This window comes from Kitasatospora sp. CM 4170 (assembly GCF_032110285.1).
Lineage (GTDB): Bacteria > Actinomycetota > Actinomycetes > Streptomycetales > Streptomycetaceae > Kitasatospora > Kitasatospora aburaviensis.
The window spans coordinates 7,812,920-7,828,254 of the sequence record NZ_CP134877.1 but is presented as its reverse complement, the minus strand read 5'-3'; the positions used below and the strand labels follow the sequence as shown (position 1 = coordinate 7,828,254).

General features: G+C 77.5%; 8 protein-coding genes. All 8 read left to right on the top strand.

Annotated elements, in window-relative coordinates; genetic code table 11:
* Positions 1-3 precede the first annotated feature (3 nt).
* Complete coding sequence (locus RMN57_RS32765) at positions 4-273, top strand: phosphopantetheine-binding protein (RefSeq protein ID WP_313766913.1); 270 nt, start codon at positions 4-6, stop codon at positions 271-273.
* Positions 274-336: 63 nt separating this feature from the next.
* Positions 337-1,350: a clavaminate synthase family protein gene (locus tag RMN57_RS32760; protein WP_313766912.1), complete on the top strand. Its 1,014-nt coding sequence runs from the start codon at positions 337-339 to the stop codon at positions 1,348-1,350.
* A 164-nt stretch (positions 1,351-1,514) separates the two neighbouring features.
* The gene (locus RMN57_RS32755; RefSeq protein WP_313766911.1) at positions 1,515-2,828 is read left to right on the top strand and encodes a hypothetical protein; all 1,314 of its coding nucleotides are present in this window, start codon (positions 1,515-1,517) and stop codon (positions 2,826-2,828) included.
* A gap of 420 nt (positions 2,829-3,248) precedes the next feature.
* Entirely contained in the window at positions 3,249-3,485 is a 237-nt protein-coding gene (locus RMN57_RS32750) for an MbtH family protein (RefSeq protein ID WP_313766910.1), read from the top strand.
* A 79-nt stretch (positions 3,486-3,564) separates the two neighbouring features.
* Complete coding sequence (locus tag RMN57_RS32745) at positions 3,565-9,192, top strand: non-ribosomal peptide synthetase (RefSeq protein WP_313766909.1); 5,628 nt, start codon at positions 3,565-3,567, stop codon at positions 9,190-9,192.
* Complete coding sequence (locus RMN57_RS32740) at positions 9,189-10,532, top strand: cysteate synthase (RefSeq protein ID WP_313766908.1); 1,344 nt, start codon at positions 9,189-9,191, stop codon at positions 10,530-10,532. The genes RMN57_RS32745 and RMN57_RS32740 overlap by 4 nt, the downstream gene beginning before the upstream one ends.
* On the top strand, positions 10,529-13,978 hold the full coding sequence (locus RMN57_RS32735; protein WP_313766907.1) for an amino acid adenylation domain-containing protein: 3,450 nt from the start codon (positions 10,529-10,531) through the stop codon (positions 13,976-13,978). The genes RMN57_RS32740 and RMN57_RS32735 overlap by 4 nt, the downstream gene beginning before the upstream one ends.
* Entirely contained in the window at positions 13,975-15,327 is a 1,353-nt protein-coding gene (glyA, locus tag RMN57_RS32730) for a serine hydroxymethyltransferase (RefSeq protein ID WP_313766906.1), read from the top strand. Before RMN57_RS32735 ends, glyA begins: the two co-directional genes overlap by 4 nt.
* The last annotated feature ends 8 nt before the right edge of the window (positions 15,328-15,335 follow it).

The window sequence follows — 15,335 nt, the reverse complement described above, 5'->3', positions numbered from 1 at the left end:
GCTATGACCACGAACACCAGTTGGGACGAGCGCTACGAGGACGTCCTGACCGACCTGATGCCCCGGCTCGCCGAGGAGCGGCCGCTGCCCGCCGACCGCGAGCTGCGTGCCGCCGGACTGGACTCGATGGCCACCGTCGAACTGCTGGTGCGGCTCGAAGAGGCCTACCAGGTGGCCATCCCGGACGAGGAGTTGGGCCCGGAGGCCTTCGAGACCGTCGGCAGCCTGTGGGCCGTGGTCGCCGGGCAGCTGGACGCGGCCGCCCCGCGCTGACCGCCCACCGGCCGCCCCTCGACCGGGCGGCCGCCACGAACACTTCGAGAAAGGCTGACACCTGTGCCGGTTTCACCGGACATCGAGATCTCGGCACCGGACCTGGTGCTGACCGGGGCCGAGAGCGCCGCGACCGAACGGGTCGCCGCACTGCTCTGCGGCCCGCCGGAGGCCCTGGTCGACGAACCCGCCTGGGTGGCCGCGGCCCGGGACCGCTGGGAGGACCTGCCCGCCCGGCTGCGGCGCGCCCTGCGCGCCTTCCGCCGCGACCCCGGACCGGGCGGCGCGCTGCTGGTGCGCGGACTCCCGGTCGCCGCAGCCGCGCTCGGCCGCACGCCGCTGACCGGCGGCTCGGTGCAGCGCACGGCCACCGTGCCGGCCGCGGTGCTGATGCTCGCCGCGTGCGGGCTCGGCGACCCGGCCGCCTTCCGCCCGGAGAAGACCGGCGCGCTGGTGCAGGACGTCGTCCCGGTGCCCGGGCAGGAGGAGTTCCAGGGCAACGCGGGCTCGGTGCTGCTCACGTTCCACAACGAGAACGCCTTCCACCCGCACCGGCCGGACTTCGTCATGCTGCTCTGCCTGCGCGCCGACCCGGACGGGCTGGCGGGGCTGCGCACCTCCTGCGTGCGCGAGGTGCTGCCGCTGCTGGACGAGCGGACCCGGAGGGACCTGCGGCGCCCGGAGTTCCGCACCGCGCCGCCGCCCTCCTTCGGCGCCACGGACGGCCCCGCCGAGCCGCACCCGGTGCTCGGCGGCGCGCCCGACGATCCCGACCTGCGGGTGGACATGGCCGCCACCGAGCCGCTGACCGAGCGGGCCGCGGCCGCCCTCGACGAGCTCCAGCGGCTCTTCGAGCGCACCGCCCGGACCGTCCGGCTGGAGCCCGGCGACCTCGCCGTCGTCGACAACCGGATCGCGGTGCACGGCCGCACCGCGTTCAGCCCGCGGTTCGACGGCACCGACCGGTGGCTCCAGCGCACCTTCGTCCTCGCCGATCTGCGCCGCTCGCGCGCCCACCGGGCGGGCGACGGCTACGTGCTGGCCGACCCGGCCGGCTCCGCCGAGCGGACCGTCTGACGGCCGGTCCGCCGCACCCGTCCGCCCCACCCCCGCAGCCTGGCCGGCGCGGACCACCCGGTCCGCGCCCGGCCGGGCTGTGCCGTCCTGCCCGCAGGCAGCCGCCCGCGGCACCGCCCCACCGGGCCGTTCCCGGCCCGGCCGACCACCGAACGGAGCGCCCCGTGACCACCGCCCTCTCCCCGGTCCCTGCCACCGGCCCGGCCGCCACTCCCGCCGCCGACCCTGCCCACACCGCCGACACGGCGCCGCCGACACCGACGTCCATACCGGACACCGCCCCCACCGCACCCACGGCCGCTTCCGCACCCGCCCCCGATCCGGCTCCCGCCGTCGACCCGGCCCGCGCGCCCGGCGTCGGCGGTCCCAGCCTGGCCGCCGCCCGCCCGGACCGGGCCGACGCCGACCCGCGCCGCGCGTTGGACGAGCTGGCGCGCTGGCAGGACGACGGCCGGGCCGCCGACCGGTTCCCGTACCGGGCGGTGCTCGGCCACTACCGGGCGGTCGGCAAGAACGCGGTCGGCGCGGAGCTGCTGACGGCCCTGCGCGCTGTCGAACCGCCCCGCGCCAAAACCGCCGACCCGGCGGAGCGGCTGCTCGCGGACTGGCTGCCCCAGGTGGTGGACGGCCGGGACGGCGACTACGACAGCTACCTGGGCAGCCCGGTCTACGCCTCGTTGGCGGCGGCCGGGGCGGGCGCGGAGCAGGTGATCACCGCCCTGCTCGCCGACGTGGCGACCGTCGAGGCCGCCACCCTCGCCGACGCCCCGGCCGGACTGGCCCGCACCCGGGCCGCCCTGCGCGCCCTCACCGCCGCGGCCGGGCTCCCGGCCGGGCGCGGCGCCCCGGCCGAGCCGGCCGGGCTCGTCCGCGCCTGTGCCGAGGCGGTCGCCGCGGCCCGGGACACGGTGCCGGCCGGTGTGCTCCGCGCCGTGGAGCTGACGCTGACACCGACCACCACGAGCCACGACGAGCAGATGTTCATCCGGGTGATCCAGATCTTCGAGGCGGTCTTCGCCGCGGTCGCCGACGCCGTCCGGGCGGCCACCGAGGCCGTGGCCGCCGGCCGGACCGGGGTGGCGCGGGAGCTGCTGGCCGGGGCCGCCGGGCAGGTGGCCGGGACGTCCGCGGTGTTCCGGGTCCTGACCACCATGCCCAGGGACGCCTTCGCGGTGATCCGGGCCAACACCGACGGGCGGAGCGCCGTCCAGTCCCGGGCGTACCGGGCCGTCGAGCGGTCCTGCCCGGAGTTGCACCGGGCACTGCTGGACAGTGGGCTCCCCCAGGACGAACTCCACCCCGTCATGGCCGAGTTGGACGACGCCTGGGGGGCGATGAAGCGCACCCACTGGGGCATCACGATGAAGATCATCGGGATGGTGCGCGGCACCGGCGGCACCGCCGGCGCCTCCTACCTCCGCGAGGCCGCCGAGGCCCGGCTCTTCCCCGACCTCGACCGGGACCACCAGGGCGGCTGAGGCCGCCGCCGGGCCCGCACCGGCCGCCCGGCCCCCGTCCCCGGCACGGCCCGGCCCGGCCCCGGGCAGGGCCGAGGGCTTCAGGCGGCGTTCAGTGAGCCGTCAGTGAGCCGTCCGTGCGACGCCAGCCCGGGGCCCGTCCCACGCCGGACCCACGCCGGTCGGGCGCCGGAACCGCGTCCGCCTCCGCCCAGGCCGGGACCAGGCCGGCCCAAGCGCAGCCCCAGGACAGCCCCAGGACGGCCGCAGGAACGGCCAAGACCCCGCCCAGGCCGGGCACAGGACGCGGTCAGGGCCGAACGACAGCATCGATGACAGGTCGGCCGGCCCGTGCGGCCCGCAGCGGCCGGCGATCGGAACCCCCGTCACCGGAATCACCGGCATCACCGGAACACCCATCCATCGGATCGGAGCACAGCCATGAGCAACGAGGACACCACCGTCTACCAGGTCGTCGTCAACCACGAGGAGCAGTACTCGATCTGGCCCGCCGACCGGGACCTGCCGGCCGGCTGGCGCGCCGAGGGCACCCGGGGCGAGAAGGCCCACTGCCTGGCCCACATCGACGAGGTGTGGACCGACATGCGGCCGCTGAGCCTGCGCCTGGCGATGGCGCAGCAGGCCGCCGGGGCCGACGCGGTCCCGGCCGCCGGCTGAGCGGGCAGCGGCCGGCCGGAACGGCCGCCGACAAAGGCAGACACAGGGCATCGGACACCGAACGGTGAGGGAAGAACGCGTGGACCCGCGACTAGAGCACCAGGACTGGATCTCGGCGATCGCCGCCACCGCGGCGGCGGATCCGGACCGCACGGCCTTCGAGTTCTCCGGGAGGGAGGACGCGCCGGCCGAGCGCCTGAGCTACGGACAACTGGACCGGCGGGCCCGGGCCGTCGCCGCCCGGCTGCAGCGGCTCGGTCTGACCGACCGTCCGGTGCTGCTGCTCCAGCCGCCGGGCCTGGACTACGTGGTCTCCTTCGTCGGCTGCCTGTACGCGCGGGCCGTCGCGGTGCCGGTGTATCCGCCCAACCGCCGGCCGCGCTCGCTGGAGCGGCTGGTCGACATCGTCGCGGACTGCGGGGCGACGGTGGCGCTGACCACCGCCGCCGTCCGCGACCGGCTGCTGCCCGGCGACCCGGACGGCGCGGTGATGGACGTGCTGCGGCTGCTGGCGACCGACCGGGTGCCCGAGGAGGAGGCGGAGGGCTGGGTGCGCCCGCAGGTCGGTGCCGACACCGTGGCGTTCCTGCAGTACACCTCCGGCTCCACCTCGGCCCCGCGCGGCGTGGTGCTGACGCACGGCAACCTGCTGCACAACTCGGCGCTGATCCAGCGGGCCTTCCGCACCACCGGCAGCACCCGCGGCATGTCCTGGCTGCCGCTCTTCCACGACATGGGCCTGATCGGCGGCATGCTCCAGCCGCTGTACTACGCCGGGTCCTGCTCGCTGATGGCGCCCACCGCCTTCGCCCAGGACCCGCTGCGCTGGCTGCGCGAGATCAGCCGCACCCGGGCGACGGTCAGCGGCGGGCCCAACTTCGCCTACGACCTCTGCGCCGACCTGGCCACCCCCGAGGTGCTGGCCGGGCTCGACCTGAGCAGCTGGGAGGTGGCGTTCAACGGGGCCGAGCCGGTGCGCGCCGAAACCTTCCGGCGGTTCGCCGCCGCCTACGCCCCGGCGGGCTTCCGGGCCGAGGCCTTCACCCCGTGCTACGGGCTGGCCGAGGCCACGCTGATCGTCTCCTGCAAGCCGCACGGCACCGAGCCGGCCCGCTACTCCGCCCCGAACGCCCTGCTCGCCGGCGCCTCCCACGGCGCCGACGCGAGCGCCGGTACCAGCCCGAGCGCCGGTACCGACCCGAGCACCGCCACCGGGGCGAGCACCGCCACCGGGGCGACCGCGGCCGACGGCCTCGCCGGGACCACCGAACTCGTCAGCAGCGGGCGCCCGGACGCGTCCCAGCGGCTGGAGATCGTCGACCCGGTGACCCGCCGGCCGGTGCCGGCCGGCGCGATCGGCGAGATCTGGCTCTCCGGCCCGAGCGTGGCGCAGGGCTACTGGAACCGCCCGGAGCACAGCGCCACCACCTTCGGCGCCCGCCTCGCCGATGGAGGACCCGCCGACGACCACGCCTTCCTCCGCACCGGCGACCTGGGCCTGCTGCACGAGGGCGAGCTGTACGTCACCGGGCGGCTCAAGGACCTCGTCATCGTCCGCGGCCGCAACCACTACCCGCAGGACATCGAGCAGACCGTCGCCGCCGTCCACCCCGCACTGCGTGCCAACTGCGGCGCCGCCGTCCAGGTCGAACTGGCCGGTGCGGCCGAGCTGGTGATCGTCCAGGAGGTGGCGCGCGACCACCAGGACGGCGATCTGCCGGCGCTGGCCCGCGCGGTGCGCGAGGCGGTCGCCGAGGCGCACGGGGTGCGGCCGGCGGCGGTGGTGCTGATCCGCGCCTCGACGCTGCCGCGCACGTCCAGCGGCAAGGTGCAGCGCCACGTGTGCGCCGCCTCCTACCGCGACGGCGGCCTCACCGCGCTCGCCCACAGCGGGCGTCCGCAGGGCGCCGCGGACGAGCGGTCGGCCGGTCTGGACGCCGGGGCGCTCCTGACGGCCGGTCCGGCCGAGCGCCCGGCGCTGCTGCTGGCCGCGCTGCGTATGCTCCTCGGCGCCCGGCTCGGGCTGGCCGCCGAGGAGCTGGCGCCCGGGCAGCGCCTCGCCGAGCTGGGCCTGGACTCGCTCGGCGCCGTCCGGCTGCGGCACGAGCTGCGCGCCGCCCTCGGCGTCGACCTGGGGTTGGCCGAGGCGCTCGCCCTGGACCTGGCCGGGCTGGCCGGGCTGCTCGCCGAGCGCCTCGACGAGGCGGCCGCGGAGAGCCCGGGGGCCGTCGCGACGGACGCACCCGACCCGGCCACCGAGCCCGGCGACCACCCGCTCTCCCCCAACCAGGCCGCGCTGCGGCTGCTGCACCAGATCGCCCCGGAGAGCCCCGCCTACCTGGTCTCCGCCGCCTTCCGGGTGCACGGCGGACTCGACCCGGCGGCCCTGCACACCGCCCTCACCGGCCTGGCCCGGCGGCACGCCGTCCTGCGCAGCACCTTCCCGCGGACCGCGTCCGGTCCGGTGCAGCGGGTGCACGCCGAGCTCCCGCCCGTCTTCGAGCAGGTCGACGCCGCTGCCTGGAGCGCGGCCGAACTCGCCGAGCGCCTGACCGGGGCGGCCGAGCAACCCTTCGACCTGGAGACCGGACCGCTGCTGCGGGCCCGGCTGTTCACCGGCGCCGAGGACGGCGACCGGCTGGTGCTGACGGCCCACCACCTGGTCGCCGACCTCTGGTCGCTGTCCCTGCTGCTGGACGAGCTGGCCGCCGACTACCCGGCGGCGCTGCGCGGCGAGCCGCTCGGCGGCGCCGCGGAGACCGTCGTCACGCAGACCGCCGCCGCACCGTTCGCGGCCTTCGCCCGCCGGCAGGCCGCGCTCACCGGTACCCCCGCCGGGCGGCGCAGCCTGGACCGCTGGCGCACCGCCCTGGCCGGGGTCCGCACCGGGACGTCGCTCCCCGCCGACCTGCCGCTGCCCGAACACCAGCGGATGCGCGGCGCGGCCGTGCCGCTGGCCGTGGACGCCGCCACCACCGAGGCGCTGACGGCGCTGGCCCGGCGCGAGGGCAGCACGCTGTACGTCGTCCTGCTGGCCGCCTTCCAGCTGCTGCTGGCCCGCTGCACGGGCGAGTCGGACGTCGTCGTCGGCACCCCGACCCACGGCCGTACGGACGCCGAGTTCGCCGGCACGGTCGGCTGTCTGGTCAACACCGTGCCGCTGCGCGCCCGGATCGACGCCGCCGAGCCGTTCACCGCGCTGCTGGCCCGGGTGCGGGAGGACGCGGGCGCCGCGCTGGACGCTGCCGCGGTGCCGTTCCCCGCGCTGGTCGAGCTGGTCCGCCCGGACCGCGACCAGGGCGGCCGGCCCCTGGTGCGCAGCCTGTTCAGCCTCCAGCAGGCGCCGGGCGGGCATGCCGAGGCGCTGGTGGCGATGGCCACCGGGCGCGACGGCGTCCCGTTCACCCTGGGCGCCCTGGAGTGCTCGACGCTGGCGCTGCCGGTCGGCGGCAGCCAGTTCGACCTCCAGCTCACCCTGGGGGCGGCCGCGGGCGGTCTGGCCGGGTCGGTCCGCTACGACACCGACCGCTATCTGCCGGCGAGCGCCGAGCGCTTCGCCGCCCGGTTCGCCGTCCTGCTGGCGGAGATCGCTGCCGACGCCGCCCGGCCGGTCGGCGAGCTGCCGCTGCTCACCCCGGCCGAGCGCCGGACGCTCCTCGCCGAGGGCAACGACACCGCGCTCGCGTACGACCCCGCCGACGGCGTGGTGCGCCGCTTCGAGGCCCGGGCCGCCCGCACCCCGCTGGCGGTGGCGGTCCGCGCCGCCGGCCCCGGGGGCGGCGAGCAGTTGGACTACGGCACCCTGGACCGGCTGGCCGACGGCGTCGCCGAGCGGCTGCGCGCCCTCGGCATCGGTCCGGGCCGGACGGTGGCCGTCCTGCTGCCGCGCACCCCGCGGCTGCTCGCCGCGCTGCTCGGCGTCCTCAAGTCCGGTGCCGCCTACCTGCCGCTGGACCCCGGCCACCCGGCCGAGCGGCTGGCCCTGGTGCTGGCCGACGGCGGCGCCGCCGCGGTGCTGACCGACCTGCCCGCCGACCGGGTGCCCGGCGGCGACTGGGAGGTGCTGCCGGTCCACACCATCGGCGAGGCCCGGCGCACGGCGGACACGGTGATCGACCCGGAGGCGGCGGCCTACGTGCTGCACACCTCCGGCTCGACCGGCCGCCCCAAGGGTGTGGTGGTGCCGCACCGGGCGCTGGCGAACCTGCTGGCCTCCTTCGAGCGCGACCTCGCGCCCGCCCCCGGCGCCGGCTGGCTCTCGGTGACCACCCCGGCCTTCGACATCGCGGCGCTGGAGTACTTCCTGCCGCTGGTCACCGGCGGGACCGTGCACCTGGCGGACGCGGCGACGGCCGGCGACGGCTCGCGCCTGCGGGCCTGCCTGGAGGCCGACGGGGTCAGCCACCTGCAGGCCACCCCGGTGACCTGGCAGCTGCTGCTGGACGCCGGCTGGTCGGGCACCCCCGGGCTGACCGCGCTGTGCGGCGGGGAGCGGCTGCCGGCCGAGCTCGCCGCCGGGCTGCTGGCCCGCGGCGTGCGGCTGTGGCAGGTCTACGGCCCGACCGAGACCACCGTCTGGTCGGTGCGCGGCGAGCTGACCGCGGCCGGCGGCGAGCTGCCGCTCGGGACGCCGGTCGCCAACACCCGCCTCCACCTGGTCGATCCGGCCCTGCGGCCGGTCCCCGCCGGCATCACCGGCGAGCTGCTGATCGGCGGCGAGGGCCTGGCCCACGGCTACCTCGGCCGGCCCGGTCTGACCGCGGAACGCTTCGTGCCCGACCCCTTCGGCGCCGAGCCGGGGGCCCGGCTCTACCGCACCGGGGACCTGGTGCGGCGCGGCGCGGACGGCGCGCTGCTCTTCGTCGGCCGCGCCGACACCCAGGTCAAGCTGCACGGGCACCGGATCGAGCTGGGCGAGATCGAGACCGCGCTGGAACGGCTGCCCGCGGTGCGCCGGGCGGCGGTGGTGGTGGACGGCGAGGGCGTCCGGGCCCGGCTGGTCGCCTTCCTCGAACAGCACGGCGCGGAGCAGCACGAGCCGGCACAGCCGGGCGCCGAGCAGCACGAGCCGGCGCAGCCGGGCGCGCTCGCGGCGCCCGCCGAGCTGCGCGAGCAGCTGCGGCGGACCCTGCCCGGCTACGCCGTCCCCTCCCTGCTGGTGACGCTGGACGCGCTGCCGCTGACCGCCAACGGCAAGGTCGACCGGCGGGCGCTGCCCGTGCCGGAGGCCGTCCCGGCGGCCGGCGGCCCCGCGGACGGACCCGCGGGCGGCGCCGAGCCGCCGGTCGGGCCGACCGAGGAGCGGATCGCCGCGCTGCTGGCCGAGTTGCTCGGGACCGGCCCGGTCGGCCGGCACGAGGACCTGTTCGACCGGGGCGCGCACTCGCTGCTGCTGGCCCGCTTCGCCGAGCGTGCCCGGGCCGAGTTCGGGGCCGAGCTGCCGCTGCACCGGCTGTTCGACCGGCCCACGGTCGCGGCCGTGGCCGCCCTGGTGGACGCGGCGGTGGCGCGGCCGGGCCGGGCGGCCGCCGCGGGCCGGCCGGGTCCGACCCGGGTGGACCGCTCCCGGTACGCCGTCGGCCGCGGCTCCGACGGTGCGCTGCGGCCGGCGCTCGCCGGCGCCTCCGCCGGCGGTCCGTCGGCCGGCGTCCCGGCCGCCGTCGGCCGGTCCGCTGCCGTCCCGTCCACCGCCGGGGAGGGCCGATGACCTCCGCCCCCTACGTCCCCTCCGCCCGGCCGGCCGCCGGACCCGCCACCCCGGCGGACCGCCCGTACCTGCTGCGCTGTCCGGTCTGCCGGGAGGGCTACCAGGACGACGGGCTGCGGCTGGACTGCGGCGCGGCGCACCGGCCGGGCCTGCTGAGCACGGAGTACGCCACCGCGTTCGCCCCCGGCCCCGGCAGCGGCCCGTTCCGCTACCGCTGCTGGCTGCCGACCGCCGGCCGGGCGCTGCCCGAGGGCAGCGGCGGCGCCACCTACCGGGCCGAGCGGCTGGGCCGCGCGCTGGGCCTGACCGACCTCTGGGTCGCGTTCAGCGGCTACTGGCCCGAGCGCGGTGCGGCCCTCGCCACCGGCAGCTTCAAGGAGCTGGAGGCGCAGGCGGTGCTGGCCCGGCTGCCCGAGCGGCCGCCGGTGCTGGTGGTCGCGTCCGCCGGGAACACCGCCGCGGCCTTCCTGCGGGCCTGCTCGCAGCAGGGGGTGGAGTGCGTGCTGGTGGTACCGGAGACGGCGCTGCCCGCACTCGCCGCCGCCGGCGAACGGGCCGACTGCGTCCGGCTGGTGACGGTGGACGGCGACTACACCGACGCCATCGAGCTGGCCGACGCGATCGCCGCCCGACCGGGCCACCGGGCCGAGGGCGGCACCCGCAACGTGGCCCGGCGGGACGGCCTCGGCACCGCGCTGCTGGCGGCCGCCGAGACGATCGGCCGGCTGCCCGACCACTACGTGCAGGCGGTGGGCAGCGGGGCCGGTGCGATCGCCGCGCACCAGGCCGCCAAGCGGCTGCTGGCGGCCGGATTCCCGGCCGCGCACGGCCCGGACGGCGGCCCCGACGACCCGAACGGCGGCCTGCCCCGGCTGACCCTCTGCCAGAACACCGTGTTCGCCCCGATGGTCCGCGCCTGGCAGGACGGCCTGGCCGAGCCGGTCGTCGGCTCCGGCCCGGCCGTCCGGGCGGCGATCGCCGCCTCCCACGCCCAGGAGCTGACCACCCGCAAGCCGCCCTACGCGGTGGCCGGCGGCGTGCGCGAGATCCTCACCGAGAGCGGCGGGGAGCTGCGGGCCGCGGACACCGCCGAGGCGGTCGCCGCCGGGCGGCTGTTCGCCGAGGTCGAGGGCGTCGACGTCGCACCGGCCGCGGCGGTGGCGCTGGCCGGTCTGCGGCAGGCGGTCGCCACCGGGCGGATCCGGCCCGGGGAGACCGTGCTGCTGCACGTCACCGGCGGCGGCCGGGCCCGTCACGCGGCCGCCCCGCTCCGACCCGACCTGCGGATACCGGCCGGCCTGGGGGCCGCGGCCGCCGCCTACCTGGTGACCGGCGCATGACCGCCCCCGCCACCGAACCCGCCACCGCCACCGAACCCGCCACCGCCACCGCCACCGCCACCGCCACCGAACCCACCGAACCCGCCCCCGGCCCCGCAGCCGCCGCCGGCCACGAGCCCGAACCCGAGCCGTTCGACCGGCAGAGAGCAGAGCAGACCATGCAGCAGTTCGCCTTTCCCGCCACCTCGGCGCAGCGCCGGATCTGGCTGGTGGAGCGGCTGACCCCCGGTACCAGCGCCTACCACCTGCCGTTCGCCCTGGAGCTGGACGGCCCGCTCGACACCGCCGCGCTGAGCGCCGCGCTGACCGAACTGGTCGGCCGACACGAGTCGTTGCGCACCTGCTTCGAGCAGGCCGACGGCGAGCTGGTCCAACTGGTCGGCGAGCCGGGCCCGTTCGCCCTGGAGATCCGGCAGACCCCGCCCGCCGGGCTGGACGCCGCGCTGGCCGCCGACGCCGCCCGCCCCTTCGACCTGGCCCGCGGCCCGCTGCTGCGCGCGGTGCTGCACCGGCTGGCGCCGGAGCGGCACGTCCTGGCCGTCACCGTGCACCACCTGGTCGCCGACATGTGGTCGGTCGGCATCCTGCTGGCCGAGCTGGCGCAGTGCTACGCCGGCCGAGCCGCCGAGCTTCCCGAACTGCCCATTCAGTACGGCGACTTCGCGGTCTGGGAGGGTGAGGTCCGGGCGGCCGGCGAGGAGGAGGACCGGGCGTACTGGCGCCGGCGGCTGGCCGGCGCGCCGGAGCTGCTGGAGCTGCCCTGCGACCGCCCGCGCCCCGCCGTGCAGTCGCTGCGCGGGGCCGCGCTGCCGGTGCGGCTCCCGGCCGAACTGTCCACCGCCGTCAGGGCGCTGTGCCGCCGGGCCGGGGTGACCCCGTTCATGGCGCTGCTGGCCGCCTTCCAGGCGGTGCTGGCGCGGCACAGCGGCGGCGAGGACATCGTGGTCGGCACCGGCGCCGGGGGGCGCCCGGCCGAGGCCGAGGGGCTGATCGGCTGCTTCGTCAACATCCTGCCGATCCGCACCTCACTGTCGGGCGACCCCACCTTCGCCGACCTGCTGGCCCGGGTCCGCCGGGCCGCGCTGGGCGCCTTCGAACACCAGCAGCTGCCGTTCGAGCGGATGCTGCCCGAGCGGTCGACCGGCCCGGCGCTCAGCCACAACCCGGTGGTCCAGTCGCTGCTGCTGGTGCAGAACGCGCCGCTGGCCGCCCCCGAGCTGCCCGGCCTGGCGGTGACCGTCCGGGAGGTGCCGCGCGGCGGCGCACAGCTCGACCTCAACCTCCAACTGCGCGAGGTGGACGGCGCGTTCACCGGCACCGTCGAGTACGCGAGCGACCTCTTCGACGCCGCCACGGTGGAGCGGCTGCTCGGGCACTGGCGCACCCTGCTGGCCGCCGCCGTGGCGTCCCCCGACACCCGGCTGTCGGCGCTGCCGATGCTGACCCCGCCGGAGCGCCACCGCGCCCTGGTGGAGTGGAACGACACCGCCCACGGCTACCCGCAGGCCGGAGCCTGTCTGCACGAGCTGTTCGAGGAGCGGCTGGCCGTGCACCCGGAGGCGCCGGCCGTCCTCCACGCCGGCGGCGAGCTGAGCTACGCGGCGCTGGACGCGCTCGCCGAGCGGATCGCCGGCCGGCTGGCCGACCTGGGCGTCGGACCGGACAGCACCGTCGGCGTCTGCCTCGCCAAGGGCCCGGCGCTGGTGGCCGCCGTGCTCGGCGTGCTCAAGGCCGGCGGCGCCTACCTGCCGCTGGACCCGGCCTACCCGGAGCAGCGGCTGGCCTTCATGCTCCGCGACGCGGCGCCGCCGGTGGTGCTCACCGAGCGCGCCCTGGCCGGCCTGCTGCCGGCCGGCGGGGCCGCGCTGCTGGAGGTGGAGGACGCCGAGCAGTGGCCCGCCGCCCGCCGCCGCCCGGCCGGGACGGCCCCGGACAACCTGGCGTACGTCATCTACACCTCGGGCTCCACCGGCGCGCCCAAGGGCATCGCCGTCCCGCACCGCGGCGCCGTCAACAACCTGCTGGACCTCAACGACACCTACGGCGTCGGACCGGGCGACCGGGTGCTCGGCCTCTCCTCCCCCAGCTTCGACATGTTCGTCTACGAGACGCTCGGCATCCTGGCGGCCGGCGGCGCGGTGGTCATGCCGCACCCGGACCGGGCCCGCGACCCGCACCACTGGGTGGACCTGGTCCGCCGCCACCGGGTGACGGTGTGGAACTCGGCCCCGGCGCTGGCCGACGCCTTCGTCCGGGCCGGGGAGGAGCGCAACGTCCGGCTGCCGAGGCTCCGGGTCGCCTTCTTCGGCGGCGACTGGATCCCGGTCCCGCTGGTCGGACGGTTCCGCCGGCTGGCGCCGGAGCTGGCGTTCATCGCGCTCGGCGGCGCCACCGAGGCGTCCGTCCACTCGATCACCTACCCGGTCGGCGAGGTCGACCCGGCTTGGACGAGCATCCCGTACGGGCGCCCGATGGTGAACCAGCAGGCCGTGGTGCTGACCCCGGCGCTGGAGCCGGCCCCGGTCGGCGTCCCGGGCGAACTCTGCCTGGCCGGCACCGGGTTGACCCGCGGCTACCTCGGCCGCCCGGGCCTGACCGCGGACCGCTACCGCCCGCACCCGGGCGCCGGCACCGGGCCGGTGCCGGCCGGCGCGCGGCTGTACCGCACCGGGGACCTGGCCCGCACCCGGGCCGACGGGGTGATCGAGCTGATCGGCCGGCTGGACCACCAGGTCAAGCTGCGCGGCCTGCGGATCGAGCTGGGCGAGATCGAGTCGGTGCTGCGCCGTCACCCCGGGGTCGAACGGGCCGTCGTCGCGGCCCGCGGCAGCGGCGACGAGCGGCGGCTGGTCGGCTACCTGGTGCCCGCCCGGGACGGTGGGGCGGCCCGGGACGGCGGGGCGGCCCCGGCCGCCGCCGAGCTGCGCGCGCTGCTCAGGGCCGAGCTGCCGGAGTACATGGTCCCGGCGGTCTTCGTGACGCTGGACGCGCTGCCGCTGTCGCCCAACGGCAAGGTGGACCGCGCCGCACTGCCGGAGCCCGACGCCGCGGCCGCGAGGGCCGCCGCCGACTACGTGGCCCCCCGCGACGACACCGAGCTGGTGCTGGCCGCCCTCTGGGCCGAGCTGCTGGAGGTCGACCGGGTCGGCGCGCAGGACGACTTCTTCGCCCTCGGCGGGCACTCGCTGCTCGCCACTCGGCTCGCCTCGGCGGTGCTGGAGACCTTCGGCGTCGAGCTGCCGCTGCGCGAGCTGTTCGAGGCGCCCACCCTCGCCGAGCAGGCGCAGCGGCTGGCCGCCCGGGGGCGCGAGGCAGGCCTCGACGTCGCGGCGATGGCCCGGATCGCCGCCGCACTACTGGAGATGACGGACGAGGAGGCCCACGGGCTGCTCGCCGAACAGGACGAGCGCCAGGGGCGCGAGGAGCACGAGGAGAGCCACGCATGACCACCACCACGAGCAGCGGCGTCCTGGCCGCCTACGCCGGTCTCGGCGCGCACCGCCTGGCCGCCGCCGACCCCCTGCTGGCCGACCTGCTGGAGCGCGAGCACGCCCGGCAGAACGAGACCCTGGCCATGGTGGCCGCCTCCAGCAGCGCCGACCCCTCGGTACTGGCCTGTGCCGGCGCGAGCATCTCCAACGTCACCACCGAGGGCTACCCGGGCGCCCGCTACCACGCCGGCTGCGAGCTGGTCGACGAGGTCGAGCGGCTGGCGGTGGAGCGGGCCCGCGCCCTGTTCGGCGCCCGCTACGCCAACGTGCAGCCGCACTCGGGCAGCACCGCCAACCAGATCGTGCTCTGCACCCTGATGAAGCCGGGCGACACCCTGCTCGGCATGGAGCTGAGCGCGGGCGGGCACCTGACCCACGGCTCGCCGGCCTCGGTCTCGGGGCGGTTCTTCCACGCGGTCGGCTACGGCACCGACGCGGACGGCCTGCTGGACTACGGGCAGGTCGCCGAACTGGCCCGGAGGCACCGGCCCAAGGTGATCGTCTGCGGCGCCAGCGCCTACCCGCGCACGGTCGACTTCGCCCGGTTCCGGCGGATAGCCGACGAGGTCGGCGCCTTCCTGCTCGCCGACATCTCGCACATCGCCGGCCTCGTCGCCGCCGGGCTGCACCCGAGCCCGGTGGACCACGCGCACGCCACCACCACCAGCACCTACAAGCAGCTGTACGGCCCCCGCGGCGGCCTGATCCTGCTCGGCCGGGACGCCGACCTGCCGGTGCCCGGCACCCGGCGGACCCTCGCCCAGGCGATCGCACACGGCACCTTCCCGTTCCTCCAGGGCACCCCCGACCTGGGCGCGGTGGCCGCCAAGGCACGCGCCTTCGACCTCGCCGCCCAGCCGGAGTTCCACGCCCTGGCGCAGCGGGTGGTCTCCGGGGCCCGGGAACTCGCGGAGGCCTTCGCCGGCCTCGGCCACACCCTGGTCACCGGCGGCACCGACAACCACATGGTGCTGCTGGACGTCGGCCGGCGCGGGCTGACCGGCGCGATCGCCGAGTCCGCACTGGCCGACTGCGGGATCGTGGTCAACCGCAACCGGATCCCGGGCGACCCGCACGGCCCGCGCATCACCAGCGGCGTCCGCTTCGGCACCAACACCCTGGCGCTGCGCGGCATGGGCCCGGTCGAGCTGCGCCGCTGCGCCGCCCTGGTCGACCGGGTGCTCACCGCGCTGGTGCCGCACGGCGAGGCCGGCTTCGCCCTCGACCCGGCCGTCCGCTCCGAGGTGCGCGGCGAAGTCGCCCGGCTCTGCCGGGAGTTCCCGCTCCCGCACCACACCCCCTGACCGCCCTG